The organism is Staphylococcus sp. ZWU0021 (assembly GCF_000798895.1).
Classification (GTDB): domain Bacteria; phylum Bacillota; class Bacilli; order Staphylococcales; family Staphylococcaceae; genus Staphylococcus; species Staphylococcus saprophyticus.
This window is the reverse complement of record NZ_JTLN01000005.1, coordinates 1-18,788: the sequence shown is the minus strand read 5'-3', so window position 1 is coordinate 18,788 and position 18,788 is coordinate 1. Positions and strand designations below refer to the sequence as shown.

Genomic DNA, 18,788 nt, shown 5'->3' with positions numbered 1-18,788 from the left:
AATTTACTCGAGAAAGGAAATTGTATAAAAATGACTAAAATAAGAGAAGATGTTCGTAATATAGCTATCATTGCTCACGTTGACCATGGTAAAACGACACTTGTAGACGAATTGTTAAAACAATCAGGAATTTTCCGTGAGAATGAGCACGTAGACGAAAGAGCAATGGATTCAAATGATATTGAAAGAGAACGTGGTATCACTATCCTTGCGAAAAATACAGCAGTAAATTACAAAGATAATCGAATTAATATATTAGATACACCAGGACATGCTGACTTCGGTGGAGAAGTAGAACGTATCATGAAAATGGTTGATGGTGTTGTTTTAGTAGTAGATGCATATGAAGGTACAATGCCTCAAACACGCTTTGTTTTGAAAAAAGCATTAGAACAAAACTTGAAACCAGTTGTAGTTGTAAATAAAATTGACAAACCAGAAGCTAGACCTGAAGGTGTAGTTGATGAAGTTTTAGACTTATTTATTGAATTAGAAGCAAACGATGAACAACTTGATTTCCCAGTTGTATATGCTTCAGCAGTGAATGGTACTGCAAGTTTAGATCCAGAAAAACAAGATGAAAACATGCAATCATTGTATGAAACAATCATTGATTATGTACCAGCTCCTGTAGATAATAGAGATGAGCCACTTCAATTCCAAACAGCACTATTAGACTATAGTGACTATTTAGGACGTATTGGTGTTGGTCGTGTATTTAGAGGAACAATGCGTGTCGGTGACAATGTATCATTGATTAAATTAGACGGATCAATTAAAAACTTCCGTGTAACAAAAATCTTTGGTTTCTTCGGTTTGAAACGTGAAGAAGTTAATGAAGCATATGCTGGGGACCTAATTGCTGTATCAGGAATGGAAGATATTAACGTTGGTGAAACAGTAACGCCAACTGATAACCAAGAGGCATTACCAGTATTAAGAATTGATGAACCAACACTAGAAATGACTTTCAGAGTAAACAATTCTCCATTCGCAGGTCGTGAAGGTGATTACGTGACTTCACGTCAAATTCAAGAACGTTTAGATCAACAATTAGAAACAGACGTTTCTTTAAAAGTTACACAAACTGAATCTCCAGATAAATGGATTGTTGCAGGTCGTGGTGAATTACACTTATCTATATTAATTGAAAATATGAGACGTGAAGGTTTCGAATTACAAGTTTCTAAACCACAAGTTATCTTAAGAGAAATTGATGGCGTACAATGTGAGCCATTTGAACGTGTACAATGTGAAGTACCACAAGAATATACAGGTGCTGTGATTGAATCATTAGGACAACGTAAAGGTGAAATGTTAGACATGGTCACTACAGACAATGGCTTAACACGTATTATCTTTATGGTACCAGCGCGTGGATTAATCGGTTATACTACTGAATTTATGTCTCAAACACGTGGTTATGGTATTATTAACCATACATTTGAAGAATTTAAACCACGTGTTAAAGGCCGTATCGGTGGTAGAAGAAATGGCGCATTAGTATCATTAGATCAAGGTAAAGCAAGTTCATATGCACTTATGGGCTTAGAAGACCGTGGTGTAAACTTTATGGAACCAGGTACTGAAGTTTATGAAGGTATGGTTGTTGGTGAACATAACCGTGAAAATGACTTAACAGTTAATGTAACGAAAGAGAAAAACCAAACTAACGTACGTTCTTCTAATAAAGACCAAACAGTTACAATGAAACGTCCAAGAACGTTAACACTTGAAGAAGCTTTACAATTTATTAATGACGATGAACTTGTAGAAGCTACGCCAGAAAACATCCGTATTAGAAAAACAGTATTAGAGAAAAATGCACGTGAAAAAGAAGCGAAACGTATTAAACAATTAATGCAAGAAGATGAATAATAAAACGTTTTTTTCTAAAACATTTTAATTTCAATATAAGAGGACTCATTCGTATTAAGGATGAGTCTTCTTTATATTTAAAATATTATTATTTTAACCATCTCAGGCTTGTAAGATAGACGAGCTTATAGTCTCACACGCTTACTATTGCTCTGGGCGCCAGCAAGTTATGTTATGATTCAAAATACGTATATTAATATTCAAAAAATAAAGGCACCTCATTTTTAAATTACCATTAAATAATTTAAAAATGAGGTGCCTTATTAATTAGAGACATTTATGTCACGGATGCTTTATTGGGTTGTTAGTATATTATTATCAAATTTTAAGAAACGTTTTAATACATATTTAACTGTTTAACGATGATTATACGTTGTATCTTGATTACGTTGTTTTGGTGTATCAAGTCTACTTTTACATTCATCACACATAAACGTATGCATTGGATCGTTACGTAATCTTTTGGCTTCTAATGTATTTTGATCTATGAACACTTCCGTATCACAAATGATACATTTCACTTTCTTCATAACTAGATCACCTCTATACCAGTAACATATTGAAACTGATAAGAATATCCTTCTTCAGGAATATAAACAAAGCTATCAACAGAATAATCCTCATATAATCTTTTACCATCTTTGGCGAATTGGAAAAAGAGGTAAGGTAACAAGTCGATTGGTATTTCAATTGACTCATTATCATTAAACAAACGTATTGTGGTTGCATTATCATGAGGTTCAGCATTTTTGAAAAATGGTGTCATATTGATAACAAAAGATTTTTCTAATACTGCGCGTCTTTTATATTTAATTTCTGAATTTAGAGTTGGCGGATTCGTTTGACCTTCTAGAATGGCTCTATTCCATTCGCGATTATCGTCAAAATTGATTGGCTTTGTGCCGTCAAAAACGCCTTGTTCTAAATCTTCAATTTGTACTTTTCTGTCATCAAAAATCCAAGTCGTACTATCTAGCGTAATTGGAAATTTAACTTCACCCTTAATTTGAATCATAATCCCACTCCTATTGGCATAAATTACAAATATCTATAATCATTTTATTGAAAAAATTTTAGTGATAAAAATGACTTTTTTGTGAACAAAACACTTATCTATGTTACATTTAATTCAAGTTTAGCAGAGCTAAAAAATAAAAATCATTAAACCGTTTTCAAGTAATGGCCTGTATAAAGGCACATTGATTATAAATAAGAGTAAATTAAATTATCGTTACTATTAATATTATCACAAATTAGACAGTAACGTATATTCTTGAATTCACTTGCTTTTTACTATTTAGTAAGATACACTCTTCTTATAAAGTTACAATTGATAGGGGGAGTATGTCTTGGAAAAAAATCAAAAAATTAACAATGCGGCATATGACCAATTGAATAAAGATGCTGATAGGATTCTCCAACTTATTAAAGTACAAATGGATAATCTTACATTACCTCAATGCCCATTATATGAAGAAGTACTTGATACACAAATGTTTGGATTACAAAAAGAAGTGGATTTTGCTGTACAACTTGGTTTAGTTGACAGAGAAGTGGGCAAAGATTTAATGCTTCGTTTAGAAAAAGAACTTTCTAAATTGCATGATGCATTTACTAATGTTTAATTTGGTTACAGTAGGTAGATTTATTTCTGGAAACATAAGATTCCAAAATTGATATATAAACTTATATAGGAATTTATTATTTAAAACTACATAAGTATTGTGAAAGTGGCTGGGACATCAATCATTTGTTGATCATTTCTTAGCCACTTTTGTCGTGCTTTAAAAAAATAACTCAACAATAAAATAAAATAATGATTATTAGTGTTATATTTGCTCGAGAAATTGTTACAATGTTTGATATAATGTTAAAAGTAAAATTTATTTTTATCAAACGATTACCGTAAAAGGATTACGGATGATTCAAATCACTTTTATTAAATACAGTTATCGAATTAACAAATAGAATATTAAAAATTAGAATTGGATGATATGTCATATGAATAACATAAAACGGTTTTTTCGATATATAAGTAAAAATGCCAAATATATCGATTATCCACTCGTAGTTACATATTTATTATTATGTCTAATTGGTTTGGTTATGGTATATAGTGCAAGTATGGTTGCTGCTACAAAAGGATCGTTGACAGGTGGCATATCCGTACCAGGTACGTACTTTTATACAAGACAATTAATGTACGTGATAATGAGTTTAGTTATAGTATTTTTCATGGCATTCTTCATGAATGTTAAATTATTAGAAACAATTAGATTTCAAAAATGGATGATGATTGGCATCATTATTTTACTTGCTGCAACACTAGTTGTTGGTAGTAATATCAATGGTTCCAAAAGTTGGATTAATTTAGGTTTTATGAATTTACAAGCTTCTGAATTGTTGAAAATTGCAATCATCTTATATATTCCTTACATGATTGAAAAGAAACGACCAAAAGTATTTAAACAGCCAAAATTAATGACTTCACCAATTATTTTAGCAGGATTGTGTATCGCATTAGTGCTGTTACAGCGCGATGTCGGACAAACGTTATTGATTATGATTATATTCGTTTCAATACTTTTCTATGCTGGTATTGGTGTCCAAAAGTCCATTAAATACGGTCTGTTAATTATAGTAGGTGTCGTTATTATTGGCTCGCTCTTCTTAATTATTGGTTTAGTACCAGATTACTTAACAGCGAGATTTAGTACGTTAACAAATCCATTTAGCCAAGAATCAGGTACGGGGTATCATATTTCTAATTCCCTAATTGCCATCGGGAATGGTGGCTTGCTAGGTAGAGGCCTAGGCAACAGTATCATGAAATTAGGTTATTTGCCTGAACCACATACAGATTTTATTTTTTCTATTATATGTGAAGAATTAGGTTTAGTAGGTGGCCTTGTAGTCATTTGTTTACTATTCTTTATCGTCTATAGAGCCTTTGAGTTAGCTAATAAGACAAATTCTTATTTTTATAAACTCGTATGTGTTGGTGTAGCTAGTTATATAGGAAGTCAAACTTTCGTTAATTTAGGTGGTATTTCAGGTACAATTCCTTTAACAGGGGTGCCATTACCATTTATCAGTTTTGGTGGTTCATCTATGATTAGTTTAAGTATCGCTTTAGGTTTATTACTTATTACCGGTAAACAAATAAGAATAGAAGCTTATAGAAAAAAACAAGAGAATAAGAAAAAGACTCATATCGGAATGACTAGACGGTATTAATAAAAAACTAAATTAAATGTTTAATAATCAGTAAAAGGATTTAAAGACAAACGTTTCAACTTTTAATAGTTGAAATGTTTGTCTATTTTTTTACAATTTAAACCTAATTTTGAAATACTTTTTACAGATAGATATAATGATAATAAAAAGTTATCAATAGTAATAACTTTTTATTAATTGTAATACGTGATATAATTTTCTTCTAAGCTTGTTATAGTAAGGCTTTCGATTCATTCGGAAGAAGTACATTTAAATTATAAAAATTTTACAATTTAACATCTTATAAATAGTTTCAAGATAAAACTTAATAATTTATTACTGTATACATTGTTCGTATTTTGCTATAATGAAAATCATATCTAACTTTTTAGAAAATTCAAAATTTAAGGGGGACCATGATGTGAAACAAATAAACAAGCTTTTGGTAGCCAATCGTGGTGAAATAGCAATAAGAATTTTTAGGGCAGCGACAGAATTAGATATTAAAACAGTTGCAATTTATTCAAATGAAGATAAAGGATCTTTACATAGATATAAAGCAGATGAATCTTATTTAGTAGGCAAAGATTTAGGACCTGCTGAATCTTATTTAGATATAGAAAGAATCATTGATGTTGCTAAGCGTGCAGATGTAGATGCGATACATCCTGGTTATGGCTTTTTAAGTGAAAATGAAACATTTGCTCGTAGATGTCAAGAAGAAGGAATTAAATTTATTGGTCCACGTGTTGAACATTTAGACATGTTTGGCGATAAAGTTAAGGCAAGAACAACAGCGATTAATGCGGATTTAAGAGTCATTCCAGGTACGGATGGTCCTATTGATAATCAAGAGGATGCGATTGCATTTGCTAATGAAGCAGGTTACCCATTGATGATTAAAGCGACAAGTGGTGGCGGCGGTAAAGGTATGCGTATCGTACAATCGGAAGATGAATTAGAAGACGCATTCCATCGAGCTAAATCTGAAGCGGAAAAATCATTTGGTAATAGTGAAGTATATATTGAAAAATATATAGACAATCCGAAACATATTGAAGTACAAGTTATCGGTGATGAACATGGTAATATCGTACATTTATATGAACGTGATTGTTCTGTACAAAGACGACACCAAAAGGTAGTAGAAGTGGCACCTTCAGTTGCATTGTCAGATGATTTAAGGGAACGTATCTGTGAAGCAGCAATCCAATTAATGGAAAATATTGAATATGTCAATGCAGGTACGGTGGAATTCCTTGTATCGGGCGAAGAATTCTACTTCATTGAAGTTAATCCGCGTGTTCAAGTGGAACATACGATTACTGAGATGATTACAGGTGTTGATATCGTTAAAACACAAATACTTGTTGCTGATGGTGAAAATCTATTTGACGAAGAAATAAGTATGCCAAGTCAAGCAGATATTAAAACATTAGGATATGCGATTCAATGTCGTATTACTACTGAAGATCCAACAAATGATTTTATGCCAGATACTGGACGTATCATAGCTTATCGTTCAAGCGGTGGTTTTGGAGTGAGATTAGATGCTGGTGATGGATTCCAAGGTGCAGAAATTTCACCTTATTATGATTCGTTATTGGTAAAATTATCTACACACGCTATGTCTTACAAACAAGCAAATGAAAAAATGGATCGTTCATTACAAGAAATGCGAATCCGTGGTGTGAAAACCAATGTTCCGTTTTTAATTAATGTTATGAGAAATGAGCAATTTAAAACAGGTGATTATACTACTAAATTCATTGAGCAGACACCTGAGTTATTTGATATTGAACCGATATTAGATAGAGGTACAAAAACGTTAGAATATATTGGTAATGTTTCGATTAATGGATTTCCAAATGTAGAAAAACGACCTAAACCGATCTATGAAACATCGCCAATTCCACAAATCCCTAGAAAAGAAATAGCAAAATTAGAGGGAACGAAACAAATACTGGATACTAAAGGACCTAAGGCAGTAGCAGAATGGTTAAAAGAGCAAGACGATGTATTAATCACCGACACTACATTTAGAGATGCGCATCAGTCATTATTAGCTACACGTGTGAGAACAAAAGACATGATGAATATTGCTTCTAAAACAGCTCAAGTAATGAAAGACAGCTTTTCATTAGAGATGTGGGGCGGTGCAACTTTTGATGTTGCGTATAATTTCTTGAAAGAAAATCCATGGGAACGCTTAGAAAGATTAAGAAAAGAAATTCCAAATGTTTTATTCCAAATGTTATTACGCGCCTCAAATGCTGTTGGATATAAAAATTATCCAGACAATGTTATAAAAAAATTCGTTAAAGAAAGTTCAGAAGCTGGCATAGACGTGTTCCGTATCTTTGACTCTTTAAATTGGGTTGATCAAATGAAAGTGGCCAATGAAGCTGTACAAGAAGCGGGTAAAATTTCGGAAGGGACGATTTGTTATACAGGAGACATATTAAATCCAAATCGTTCGGATATTTATACTTTACAATACTATGTTGATATGGCGAAAACACTTGAACGTGAAGGATTCCATATATTAGCGATTAAAGATATGGCGGGATTATTGAAACCTAAAGCTGCCAATGAACTAATTGGAGAATTGAAAGCTGCGGTTGATTTACCAATTCACTTACACACACATGACACAAGTGGAAATGGTTTATTAGTGTATAAACAAGCTATAGATGCAGGTGTAGACGTCATTGATACTGCAGTAGCTTCTATGAGTGGTTTAACAAGCCAACCAAGTGGCAACTCTTTATATTATGCATTAAATGGATTTGATAGAAATATGCGTGCAGATGTAGATGGTATGGAAGAGTTATCACACTATTGGGGTACAGTACGTCAATATTACAGTGATTTTGAAAGTGATATTAAATCACCTAATACTGAAATTTATAAACACGAAATGCCTGGTGGTCAATATTCGAACCTAAGCCAACAAGCTAAAAGTTTAGGATTAGGCAATCGATTTAATGAAGTAAAAGAAATGTATAGACGTGTGAACTTCTTATTTGGTGATATTGTTAAAGTAACGCCGTCATCTAAAGTTGTAGGTGACATGGCATTGTACATGGTACAAAATGATTTAAATGAAGATACTATTATAAAAGATGGCTATAAATTGGATTTCCCTGAATCAGTTGTGTCATTCTTTAAAGGTGATATTGGACAGCCGGTCAATGGTTTCAATAAAACGTTACAAAAAGTTATTCTCAAAGGGCAATCTGCCATTACAGATCGACCAGGGGAACATTTAGATCCTGTTGATTTTGAAGCAGTAAGAAAAGAATTAGAAGAAAAACAAGAGAGAGAAGTAACAGAACAAGACATCATAAGTTATGTGCTATATCCTAAAGTTTACGAACAATTTATAGCAACACAAAAACAATTTGGAAATGTGTCTCTTTTAGATACGCCAACATTCTTCTTTGGTATGCGTTCAAATGAAACGGTTGAGATTGAAATTGATACAGGTAAACGTTTAATCATTACACTTAAGACAATTACGGAACCAGATGAAAAAGGTATACGTACAATCTTTTATGATATGAATGGCCAAGCGCGACGTATCTTTATTCAAGATGAAAATGTTAAGGCGAATGAAAGTGTTAAGCCAAAAGCAGATAAATTAAACCCAAATCATATTGGTGCACAAATGCCAGGTTCAGTTACGGAAGTGAAGATTGCTGAAGGAGAATCTGTAACGAGTGGTCAAGCGTTATTGATTACTGAAGCTATGAAGATGGAAACAACGATTCAAGCACCGTTTGATGGCGTTGTTAAAAAAGTAACAGTACAAAGTGGTGAAGCGATTGAAACAGGCGACTTATTGATTGAAATTGAAAAAGAACCTGTTGATTAGTTTAAAAATAAAAAGCAAGCTCAGTTTTCTTAAAAACTGAGCTTGCTTTTTTATGTGATTATATACCCAAAACGTTAATTATCCGCCACTTCGAATTGTACGTAACATTAATATGATAAAGTATGCGATTAATCCGAAGAGTAATGTAATAAACAATGCATGTAACAATGCGATGAATAAATTAACTTCAGTAATAATGGATAATGCGCCTGTAGTTACTTGTAAGATAACTAAAATAAATGCCGCTGTATAACCGTAACGAATTGTACGATTTTCTCTATAATTGTTTACGGCGTGGATAAATGTAATTAAAATCCAAATAAAGGCAATGAGTGCCATACCTCTATGTGTTAAATTTACCCAATCCTGAACATTATGTGGCATTAAATCATTAAACGGTAATGGCCATTGACCATACGCTAAACTTGCTTCTTTATGTCTTACTAAAGCACCTGTATATATCGTCATATAAACAATGAGTGCCATAATCCATGTATAAATTCTCAATGGTTTTCTAATAAACAATTCATCAGCTTCATATTTACGGTCAACTTCATATATAATTAAAGTTAATACAAATACAGATGAAAAGGAAATTAAAGAGATACCAAAGTGAAGTGCTAATACATATGCATTTTGTTGCCACATTACTGCTGCCGCACCAACTAAAGCCTGAATTAGTAAGAAACCAACACTAATACAAGATAATGGTTTAACTTCTTTGATATAACCAATATGTTTCCAAGCAACAATAACCAACCATAAAACGACAATTAATGATAAGCCAGATACTGCACGATGACTTAATTCAATTAATGTTTGGATTGGTAAATTTTGAGGTAAGAACGCGCCATGACAAAGTGGCCAGTCAGATCCACAACCATCTGCTGAACCTGTTTTTGTTACTAACGCGCCACCAAGTTGAACAAAAGCCATTATGACTGTTGCTAACACAGATAACCATTTAAGGTTTTTTTTGCTAAACAAGAATTAACCCCCCACTTTAAAAATATAATAATGAAAATATTTAATTACGCCCAGTAGTGCTAAAAGCAACTTAGGTATACATAATGATACATCTCATTTATATATTTTTATATGTTCATAAATCTTAAATTTTATTATAACAATAAATAGCAAATAAAATGTGTCACAAAAATGACTTTTTGCTAATGTCGATAAAGTGTCACAAATATCTTTACATTAATGTAGTCAATTGAACAAAATTAATATATCATTGTATTATATGAAAAAAATAGGAGGGAAATTATGAACAAAGAACAAACTTTGGCGCATAATTCTAGCCGTGTAACTTTTAAAGAGTTACAGCAAATCATCAAAATGGGCTTGGTTCAAGGGAATTTAATTCCTGCATTTGCTGGATCATGGTTAGCGATTGTGTTGGCAAATCATTCCTTCCTCTCGTCAATACCACAAATCTTAATGATGTTAGTGGGCTCTACGTTAATTATGGGGGGCGCATGTGCTTTAAATAATTACTACGATCAAGATATTGACAGTATCATGCCAAGTAAACAACAGAGACCTACAGTTAATGAAAGAATTTCAAATAGAAATTTATTAATTCTCAGCTTTGGAATGATGCTCATAGGGGAAGCATTACTATTTGCACTCAATATACCTTCAGGCGTTATTGGTCTATTGGGCATTGTTGGTTATGTATCATTTTATTCAATTTGGTCTAAAAGACATACGGTTTGGAATACAGTCATAGGTAGTTTTCCAGGAGCAGTTCCACCGCTAATTGGTTGGACAGCGATAGAAGGAAATATAAGCTTAGTAGCCGTTGCACTATTCTTAGTTATCTTCTGTTGGCAACCGATTCATTTTTATGCTTTAGCAATTAAACGTAAGGATGAATATTCATTAGCAAATATACCAATGTTACCATCAGTTAAAGGATTTAATCGTACGAGAGTAAGTATGTTTTTCTGGTTAGTTGTCTTGTTACCACTACCATTCTTATTAAGTAGCTTAGGTGTTACATTTATTGTGTTAGCTACTTTATTAAATTTAGGATGGCTTTACTTAGGATTAACAAGCTTCAAAAAAGATACAGATCAAACAAAATGGGCAACAAAAATGTTTATATATTCACTAAACTATTTAGTCGTTTTCTTCGTACTCGTTGTTGTCATCTCGCTCATTCAAATGTTTTAATAACTTATGATAAGGATGTATTATATGAACTTACCAATTTTACCCACAATCAGTACAAGCTTTATTGTAATTAGTGCAATCCTTATTGCAATAGGTTGGCGTCAAATATGGAAAAGAAAAATTGAAAGTCATAAAAAGGTAATGTTGGCTGCAGCATTTTTTGCACTAGCATTCTTTATCATTTATGCTTCAAGAACAATTTTTATAGGTAATACTGCATTTGGTGGTCCAGATTCTATCAAAATTTATTATACGATTTTCTTGATTTTCCACATTAATTTGGCAACAATCGGGGGCATTTTAGGACTTGTACAAATCATTACCGCCTTTAAAGATAAATTTAAGGTACATAGATTTGTTGGACCTATAGCATCGATTGTCTGGTTCTGTACAGCTATTACAGGTGTAGCTGTATACCTATTGCTTTACGTATTATATCCAGGTGGCGAGACAACATCGCTACTTAAAGCAACGTTTGGATTATAATAATCAATAAATAAAGCGTTAGTTTTTTAAAAGGCATATAAGAGGAGTCATCTCAATGAGATGACTCCTCTTTGTTTTGAATAGCTAACAAGACAATTAGCGTTCTGTATATCTTTTTAAGTGCTTGGCTGTAAGCGACGCATTTATTTGAAGTAAACCTTGAGGTTCCCCTTGATAAAGTAATTGGCCCCCTTTTTCACCTGCAAATGGGCCGATATCAATAATCCAATCAGCATAAGTCATCATCGTTAAATTATGTTCTATAATAACAACTGTATTGTGTTCATCGATGAGTCGTTTAAAGCAATCTATTAATATGGGGATATCATCTTCATGTAAACCAGTCGTTGGTTCATCAAAAACAAAGATATGTTGGTAGACAGTCTTTGTTAAGTATTTACTTAATTTGACTCTTTGTACTTCGCCACCAGACAATGTATCAAGTGTTTGTCCCAATGTCATATAGTTTAAACCAGTTGATTTTAAAGCTTGGAGTGGTTGAGCGATATCCTTATTTTTATTGAAAAAGGTGATTGCTTCATCAACCGTTAATGCTAAAATATCAGCAATATTATACCCCTCCACTTTAACATCTAACACTTCTGGTTTGTATCGTTTACCATGACAAACATCACATGTTTGTGTGAAATCTGGCATAAAGGCTAGCTCTGTTTTGATAATGCCTTTACCGTGGCATTCAGGGCAAGCACCTGCAGAATTATAGCTAAACAACGATTTCTTTAAACCGGTTACTTCACTAAAATATGAGCGCACATCATCAAATATATTTAAATAAGTCAATAAATTGGAGCGACTCGAAGCATGCGCTGGTTTTTGGTCTATAAAAATGGTGTCTGCTAGCGCTTCTAAACCTGTATGGATTAACGAACTTTTACCAGAACCTGCAACACCAGTTACGACAGTCATAGCTTGTTCAGGCAGTGTCACAGTCATATTCTTAATATTGTTACGAGAAACATTCTTTAAATTTATGAAATTTGAAGCGCTTAAATTCGGTGATTTTAATTGGTGCATTCTGCGCAAAGCATCACCTGTATGTGTTGTTGAATTGAGTAACTCATGATAACTACCTGTAAAAGTAATGTCACCACCATATTTGCCAGCTAAAGGACCTAAATCAATAATATAATCGGCTATTTTTATAACATCTGGGTCATGTTCGACTACTAAAACTGTATTCCCTTTATTTTTCAAGGACAGAATAATTTCATTAATACGCTGAATATCTTCTGGATGAAGTCCAATACTCGGCTCATCAATAATATATACTAAATCACTCAACGCACTGTTTAAATGTCTAATGAGTTTAATTCTTTGTGATTCTCCACCTGATAAAGAGGTGGATTCTCTAGATAAAGTTAAATAATTTAAGCCGATATAACTCAATGATTCTAACTGCTGTTGCAATGGTTCAATAATGACATTTGCTTTTGGTGAATCAATTTTTTTGATGAATTTTAAAGCATCATCAATTGATAAATTTGTAAAATCAGCAATATCTAAGTTATTGATTTTACACTTTAAAACTGAAGTGCTCAGTCTTTTTCCGTGACAAGTAGGGCATTTTTTAGAAGTAACCACTCTATCAATCGCTTCTTTAAATTTATTTTTTCAAAGTTGTCATTCAATAAAAATGAACGTCTAAATCTATGGATGAGACCTTCAAATTTTGCAGTCTTAGGCCAGTTTTCTGGTGGGTGTTTAATTTTCATTGGCTTAGCGTACAAGAAGGTATCTAGTTCTTCTTTGGTAAAATGTTTTAATTTTTTATCGTTGTCAAACAAACCAGAATATAAATAGCGTTTTCCTCGCCAACTATCTGGTCTGAAAGAAGGGAAACGTATCGCATCTTCATTGAGCGATTTATTAAAATCTAATAATTCATGTAAATCAATGTCCTCAACGTAACCAAGCCCTGAACAAGTTTCACACATACCTTTAGGATTATTAAATGAAAAGATATCTGAGTAACCAACAAACGGTTTGCCAATTCGTGACCAAAGTAATCTCACAGATGCATAGATGTCCGAGATTGTACCGACTGTAGAGCGAGAATTTCCACCTAATCTTTTTTGATTTATAATCATTGCCACTGGTAAATGTTCGATTAAGTCGACCTTTGGTTTTGAAAATTGAGCTAGTTGATGTTGTATGTATGTTGAGTAAGTTTCGTTTAAAAGCCGTTCTGATTCTGCGGCAATTGTATTAAACACTAAAGAAGATTTTCCTGAACCCGAACGCCCAGTAAAAACAGTTATTTGATGTTTAGGTATATCAACAGAAATATTTTTTAAATTATTTTGCTTTGCGCCATGTATGCGTATCATTGACATGCATTTTCACCTCTTATTTCATAGTATACCCAAAGTTGAGTTGTGTATTACCTTAATTTGTAATAGAGCGTAATATGTTGAAAATCTGTCGTATTTTACAATATACTTCTAATATTACGACGGCATGCCTTGTTTGTGATATATTGAAACATGTACAATAAATGAAAGAGAAGTATAGGTGGGTGAGCGATGAAAAAATTAATAATTAAAATTATTGGTGTACTGTTATTAATATGTTTCTTGATTTACCTTTTTTACTCACCACGTTTAAAGTTTGATGTTTTGGAGAATCCTAATAAAGATTCAACGAAGACTACTCAAAATGAAAATATTAATAAAAATGAGGAATCAGTTGAAAATCCGATGCCAAAAGAAGGTATCGGTACGTGGGTAGGTCAAAACCTAAAAAAACTTACAAATACATATGGGCAAGCTGAACGGGTTTATTCATATAAAGGTGATTTTAAAAATTATATATTTAAAGAGCATAATCAATATTATCTTGTTACAACAAAGCATAATATTATTAAATCTGTGTACGCAACTGGTAAAGATGCAAAAGTCGATCCATTAAAGATTTCCGATAATGCATCACATGTTTTTGAGAAATACAGTATTAATCCTGAACCAACGATTAAAGTTGATGGTAAAGAATATGAACTTGAATTATCTGATTTAGATATGAAGACGCAAACACTTATAAAGTTTAAAAATATTTATGCACAAATTTATATTGACCAACAATCAAATGAAATTGTAGCTGTTAGATATTTAGATAGCGAAGCCTTAGCAGCCTTTAAACCATATCAAATGTTAAGTTCTCAAGAAGATAAAGAAGTTCAAAGTGAGCATGGTGATTTGCCCTATGAGCAAAATTCAAATCAATTGATGACATTATATGAAATTACAAATGAAATGAGAAAGTTAAAGGATGCCAAGCCACTTAAAATTAACAATGATATAGCTCATATTGCATCATTTAACTTGTATGAAGCTACAGGGACTGATAGTGTTGAATTTACAGAAGATGCTTTAAAACAACAGTTGAATGAACAAAAAATATCATTTGTCTCCACGAGTCAAAACGTAGGATATGATTTTAATGAAGTACCTACGTTGATTCATAGTTGGTTAAATTCGGATATCCATAGATCAAGGATGTTAAATTCAAAATATAATGAAATGGGTGGCGAAGTAACAAATGGTTATTACACACTTATTTTCGTAGAGGATAAATAGAAAGGAGATGGACGACGATGATTACAGAAGAAACTTTAACAGTGCTAGATGAAATAGAAATGCTCAGTGATAAAATATTACAATCTCGATTATATAAAGCATACAAAACAGCTGAACAGACATTAGCCAATGATGATGAAGCGCATCTACTTTATCAAGCTTTCTTAAAATCTAAAGAAAAATATGATGAAATTATGCGGTTTGGTAAATATCATCCAGATTATCAAAGTGTCATGTTAGAAACACGTAAACGTAAACGTGCATATGAAATGCTTGATGTAGTGATGGATTATAAACAAAAAGAAGTTGCTTTGCAGGAATTGATAGATCAAGTTATTGTGAAAATTGCTTACGCAGTTTCTGAGAATGTGAAGATTGAAGCGGGCAATCCATTTTTCCAAAAAGAATCAGGTGGTTGTGCCACTGGCGGTTCATGTGGTTGTTCATTATAAAAGATAGATTGGAATTTTTAAGAAAATAGTAAAGGAGGCAGAGCGCTAACAGGACTCTGCCTCCTTTTTTGTGAATTTAATCAGATATTGAAATCATTGTAAATAGCACTTGTCGTTTATTTTATAATATTATTTGGGATACGTATTTTTAAATCTTTCTGCTAAATCAGGTCGATCAGTGACTAAGGTATGTGCACCATAAAAGATTAAATCATTCATCATATCTAAATTGTTAACACCATAGTAGCCTGGAACGATATTTCGTTCGTTTAACCATTGTATAAACTTGGGCGATGTTAGCTTAATCCCGTTAAAAGAAACAGGCATTTGAAACGTATTCGCACGAGGTTGGAAAGTATTGCCAAGACCTGTGAAGAATTTCAATACGCCTTCAGCTACTTCATTTTGACTTGCACCAATCGCCACAGTACCATGGCTAATTATATTAAATCTTTCAATTTGTTGACTGTGAAAACTTGTCACTAAAACGCGTTTTTGTGCATGGTGTGCAACGATGACTTCATAAATGATTTCTGGCGCTAATTCACCTTCTTTGCTTTTGGGGTCATCTTTTAAATCCACATTAATTAATTGATTTGGATAATGTTCTAATAATTCATCAAATGATAATATTTTGGCATCTTCATGTCCACGATAAACTTTAGTCCCATTAATATCGGTGAATCGATAACCTGCATCTAGTTGTTTTAATTCTGCTAAGGTGTGTTCAGATACTTTACCTGATCCATTTGTAGTACGATCAACAGTAGCATCATGAAATACTACAAGTTTATGGTCTTTCGTAAGTCTGACATCTGTTTCAAAACCATCTATATCATGTGCGAGTGCATTATCAAAAGCAAGCTTAGTTTGCTCTGGTCTGACAGCCATACCACCTCGATGTGCAAAAATATATGGTGCAGTTCTAGAAAAGAAAGGTGGTATACTTTGATTATGCGGTTGTGTTTTATATTTATTAATAAAAATTAAACTTCCTACCAAACCGACTGTGCCTAAAAATCCAGCTTTAATTATGTTATTAATTTTTGTCACGAGCCTTCCTCCTCAAATTTGGGTATATAGAGTAATATAGCAAAAGTTCATGCTACATCAAAATAATTATTATTTATAAAATGGAAAAGCCATGATATTATATAATAGCTAATAAATGGAGTGATGAATAAATGAATATTGTACCAAGAACAAGTATAATTATATATCTAAAACATATGAAGCATGAAAGACAAGTACGTAAATTCGGGCATATTGTCAGTACTAATAGACTAGAGAGATTTGTTGTCATGTACATTAATGAAGACGAAGCGGATCAAGTTGTTGATAAATTAATGAGATTAAAATACGTGAAGCATGTTGAAGGTTCACCTTATAAATATTTGAAGAAAGTTTATGAGAAAGAACAGCATGAAGTTTTATAATATGAACTTAACGATACTGCTGCACACTGACTGAAGCAGTTGCTATATCAGCGTTAACAATAGAAAAGCCACAATAGTATATGCAATAGCTATAGTGGCTTTTTGTTATATTATTGCAAAGGTGGAATCCATCTTTGTAAGCGCAAGACACTTGTTAAATAATTAAAATATAATTCAGTGTCGTGAAATCGTTCGGCGGGCTGGACGTCAACAGCTTTTATATTGACGTGATATTTTTCAGCCTGGTTATTTATCAGTTCAAATTTTTTATTGGAATCAGGGTAAGGGTATTTCACTGCGTTAAGCATAATATACATTGCTTGGAAATGTTGTTCACTGGTTGGTTGCATGATGATAGCGACAGATGAACGTGCGTGTGCACAATTTGGAGAATGAAAATAAACGATATGTGCTATACGTTGGTGGTTATATTCTATTAATGTATTAAATTCGAATAAATCTGTAAGGCCTTCTCCGAGCTTTATAAATGATTGTTTCAAAATACGATGCCTCCTTATCTGCAGTATGCATTATATAAAATATATTTTGAGAATGGAAGTGTAAATCATATGAGAGTAATTTCTGGAATACATAAGAGTAAGGCGCTTGAGAGTTTAGAAGGACGCAATACTAGACCGACAATGGATAAAGTAAAAGAAGGTATATTTAATAGTTTACACGAAGTTTCTGGCATTGGTCTTGATTTATTTGCTGGTAGTGGAGCACTTGGAATTGAAGCATTATCTCGAGGCATTGACCAAATGATATTTGTTGATCAAAATTTTAAAGCTGTAAAAGTCATTAAAGCAAATTTAAAAAACCTTAATATTGATACACAAGCAGAAGTATATAAAAACAATGCTGATCGTGCTTTAAAGGCCTTAGCCAAACGAGAAATACAATTTGATGTAATATTTTTAGATCCTCCTTATGAAAAAGGGTTAATTGATGAAGCATTGGAAGGTATTGCAAAGTTTAATTTATTAAAAGAAAATGGTATTATCGTTTGTGAGTTTAAACATCATGAAAAAATCAAGACGGAGCCATTCCATGAGATAAAACGTTATCATTATGGTTTGACAGACACTTTGTTATTAGAAAAAGGAGATTAATATGTCTACAACTAAAGCAGTCATTCCAGGAAGTTTCGATCCGATTACATATGGTCATATCGATATCATAGATAGAAGTGCGGATCGCTTTGATGAACTACATATTTGTGTATTGAAAAATAGTGGTAAGTCAGGCACATTTTCAATAGAAGAACGTATCGCGCTGATTGAAGAATCAGTGAAACATTTGAATAACGTAACAGTTCATCATTTCAATGGTTTATTAGTCGATTTTTGTGACAAAATTGGAGCAGAAACGATTATAAGAGGATTAAGAGCTGTGAGTGATTTTGAATATGAATTAAGACTTACATCAATGAATAAAAAATTAAACAGCAATGTAGAGACAATGTATATGATGACGAGTACAAATTATTCATTCATCAGTTCTAGCGTTGTGAAAGAAGTTGCAGCATATAAAGCAAACGTTTCAGACTTTGTACCTGTACATGTTGAAAAAGCGTTAAACGAAAAGTTTAAAAAATGATAAAGAACCACTTACCAACTTGTTGGTTAGTGGTTCTTATGCAATTGCAAGGCAATTGTAAACCAAAGTA

Annotated in this window: 16 protein-coding genes and 1 pseudogene; 11 read left to right on the top strand and 6 right to left on the bottom strand. The window is 32.6% G+C overall.

Annotated features, from left to right (window positions below):
- The first annotated feature begins 30 nt into the window (after positions 1–30).
- The gene (gene typA / locus L987_RS00720) at positions 31–1,878 is read left to right on the top strand and encodes a translational GTPase TypA (RefSeq protein WP_002483661.1); all 1,848 of its coding nucleotides are present in this window, start codon (positions 31–33) and stop codon (positions 1,876–1,878) included.
- Positions 1,879–2,234: 356 nt separating this feature from the next.
- Here the strand turns inward: typA and L987_RS13350 are convergent, their stop codons facing one another.
- Both L987_RS13350 and L987_RS00715 read right to left on the bottom strand, forming a co-directional pair.
- Positions 2,235–2,408: a DUF2197 domain-containing protein gene (locus L987_RS13350; RefSeq protein WP_011303405.1), complete on the bottom strand. Its 174-nt coding sequence runs from the start codon at positions 2,406–2,408 to the stop codon at positions 2,235–2,237.
- A 2-nt stretch (positions 2,409–2,410) separates the two neighbouring features.
- Positions 2,411–2,893: a hypothetical protein gene (locus L987_RS00715; RefSeq protein WP_002483659.1), complete on the bottom strand. Its 483-nt coding sequence runs from the start codon at positions 2,891–2,893 to the stop codon at positions 2,411–2,413.
- A gap of 334 nt (positions 2,894–3,227) precedes the next feature.
- Here L987_RS00715 and L987_RS00710 point away from each other — a divergent pair, with 334 nt between their 5' ends.
- From L987_RS00710 to L987_RS00700, 3 genes are all read left to right on the top strand, one after another.
- The gene (locus L987_RS00710) at positions 3,228–3,503 is read left to right on the top strand and encodes a YlaN family protein (protein ID WP_002483658.1); all 276 of its coding nucleotides are present in this window, start codon (positions 3,228–3,230) and stop codon (positions 3,501–3,503) included.
- A 376-nt stretch (positions 3,504–3,879) separates the two neighbouring features.
- A complete protein-coding gene (gene ftsW / locus L987_RS00705) occupies positions 3,880–5,115 on the top strand; it encodes a cell division peptidoglycan polymerase FtsW (RefSeq protein WP_047502441.1) in 1,236 nt (411 codons plus the stop codon).
- 400 nt (positions 5,116–5,515) lie between these two features.
- Complete coding sequence (locus L987_RS00700) at positions 5,516–8,971, top strand: pyruvate carboxylase (protein ID WP_047502438.1); 3,456 nt, start codon at positions 5,516–5,518, stop codon at positions 8,969–8,971.
- Positions 8,972–9,049: 78 nt separating this feature from the next.
- Here L987_RS00700 and L987_RS00695 read toward each other — a convergent pair whose 3' ends face one another.
- The gene (locus L987_RS00695) at positions 9,050–9,958 is read right to left on the bottom strand and encodes a COX15/CtaA family protein (protein WP_011303402.1); all 909 of its coding nucleotides are present in this window, start codon (positions 9,956–9,958) and stop codon (positions 9,050–9,052) included.
- Between the two features lie 282 nt (positions 9,959–10,240).
- Between L987_RS00695 and cyoE the strand changes: the two genes are divergently transcribed.
- Positions 10,241–11,152, top strand: coding sequence for a heme o synthase (gene cyoE / locus L987_RS00690; RefSeq protein ID WP_002483654.1), 912 nt, complete (start codon positions 10,241–10,243; stop codon positions 11,150–11,152).
- A 24-nt stretch (positions 11,153–11,176) separates the two neighbouring features.
- Entirely contained in the window at positions 11,177–11,638 is a 462-nt protein-coding gene (locus tag L987_RS00685; protein ID WP_011303401.1) for a DUF420 domain-containing protein, read from the top strand.
- Between the two features lie 96 nt (positions 11,639–11,734).
- Here L987_RS00685 and L987_RS00680 read toward each other — a convergent pair.
- A pseudogene (locus L987_RS00680) lies at positions 11,735–13,992 on the bottom strand (ATP-binding cassette domain-containing protein).
- 189 nt (positions 13,993–14,181) lie between these two features.
- Here L987_RS00680 and L987_RS00675 point away from each other — a divergent pair.
- Together L987_RS00675 and L987_RS00670 are read left to right on the top strand one after the other, a co-directional pair.
- Positions 14,182–15,231: a CAP-associated domain-containing protein gene (locus L987_RS00675; protein ID WP_011303398.1), complete on the top strand. Its 1,050-nt coding sequence runs from the start codon at positions 14,182–14,184 to the stop codon at positions 15,229–15,231.
- 17 nt (positions 15,232–15,248) lie between these two features.
- Complete coding sequence (locus L987_RS00670) at positions 15,249–15,683, top strand: YlbF family regulator (RefSeq protein WP_002483650.1); 435 nt, start codon at positions 15,249–15,251, stop codon at positions 15,681–15,683.
- Positions 15,684–15,812: 129 nt separating this feature from the next.
- Here L987_RS00670 and L987_RS00665 read toward each other — a convergent pair whose 3' ends face one another.
- Entirely contained in the window at positions 15,813–16,736 is a 924-nt protein-coding gene (locus L987_RS00665; RefSeq protein ID WP_047502433.1) for a glycerophosphodiester phosphodiesterase, read from the bottom strand.
- Between the two features lie 131 nt (positions 16,737–16,867).
- Here L987_RS00665 and L987_RS00660 point away from each other — a divergent pair, with 131 nt between their 5' ends.
- Positions 16,868–17,119 (top strand): YlbG family protein, encoded by a 252-nt coding sequence (locus tag L987_RS00660; protein ID WP_011303396.1) that lies wholly within the window; start codon positions 16,868–16,870, stop codon positions 17,117–17,119.
- A 110-nt stretch (positions 17,120–17,229) separates the two neighbouring features.
- Here the strand turns inward: L987_RS00660 and L987_RS00655 are convergent, their stop codons facing one another.
- Positions 17,230–17,619: a DUF7147 family protein gene (locus tag L987_RS00655; RefSeq protein ID WP_011303395.1), complete on the bottom strand. Its 390-nt coding sequence runs from the start codon at positions 17,617–17,619 to the stop codon at positions 17,230–17,232.
- Between the two features lie 69 nt (positions 17,620–17,688).
- On the opposite strand from L987_RS00655, the gene rsmD reads away from it, so the two are divergent.
- Together rsmD and coaD are read left to right on the top strand one after the other, a co-directional pair.
- Positions 17,689–18,231 carry a 16S rRNA (guanine(966)-N(2))-methyltransferase RsmD gene (rsmD, locus tag L987_RS00650; protein WP_047502430.1) on the top strand — a complete coding sequence of 181 codons (543 nt, stop codon included), beginning with the start codon at positions 17,689–17,691 and terminating at the stop codon, positions 18,229–18,231.
- A 1-nt stretch (position 18,232) separates the two neighbouring features.
- Complete coding sequence (gene coaD / locus L987_RS00645) at positions 18,233–18,718, top strand: pantetheine-phosphate adenylyltransferase (RefSeq protein WP_011303393.1); 486 nt, start codon at positions 18,233–18,235, stop codon at positions 18,716–18,718.
- The last annotated feature ends 70 nt before the right edge of the window (positions 18,719–18,788 follow it).

What these genes read in the sequence shown, in the direction of transcription:
- typA (WP_002483661.1), top strand. Translation starts at nt 31, where the DNA reads ATGACTAAAATAAGAGAAGATGTTCGTAATATAGCTATCATTGCTCAC.
- L987_RS13350 (WP_011303405.1), bottom strand. Translation starts at nt 2,408, where the DNA reads ATGAAGAAAGTGAAATGTATCATTTGTGATACGGAAGTGTTCATAGAT.
- L987_RS00715 (WP_002483659.1), bottom strand. Translation starts at nt 2,893, where the DNA reads ATGATTCAAATTAAGGGTGAAGTTAAATTTCCAATTACGCTAGATAGT.
- ftsW (WP_047502441.1), top strand. Translation starts at nt 3,880, where the DNA reads ATGAATAACATAAAACGGTTTTTTCGATATATAAGTAAAAATGCCAAA.
- cyoE (WP_002483654.1), top strand. Translation starts at nt 10,241, where the DNA reads ATGAACAAAGAACAAACTTTGGCGCATAATTCTAGCCGTGTAACTTTT.
- L987_RS00685 (WP_011303401.1), top strand. Translation starts at nt 11,177, where the DNA reads ATGAACTTACCAATTTTACCCACAATCAGTACAAGCTTTATTGTAATT.
- L987_RS00675 (WP_011303398.1), top strand. Translation starts at nt 14,182, where the DNA reads ATGAAAAAATTAATAATTAAAATTATTGGTGTACTGTTATTAATATGT.
- L987_RS00670 (WP_002483650.1), top strand. Translation starts at nt 15,249, where the DNA reads ATGATTACAGAAGAAACTTTAACAGTGCTAGATGAAATAGAAATGCTC.
- L987_RS00660 (WP_011303396.1), top strand. Translation starts at nt 16,868, where the DNA reads ATGAATATTGTACCAAGAACAAGTATAATTATATATCTAAAACATATG.
- rsmD (WP_047502430.1), top strand. Translation starts at nt 17,689, where the DNA reads ATGAGAGTAATTTCTGGAATACATAAGAGTAAGGCGCTTGAGAGTTTA.
- coaD (WP_011303393.1), top strand. Translation starts at nt 18,233, where the DNA reads ATGTCTACAACTAAAGCAGTCATTCCAGGAAGTTTCGATCCGATTACA.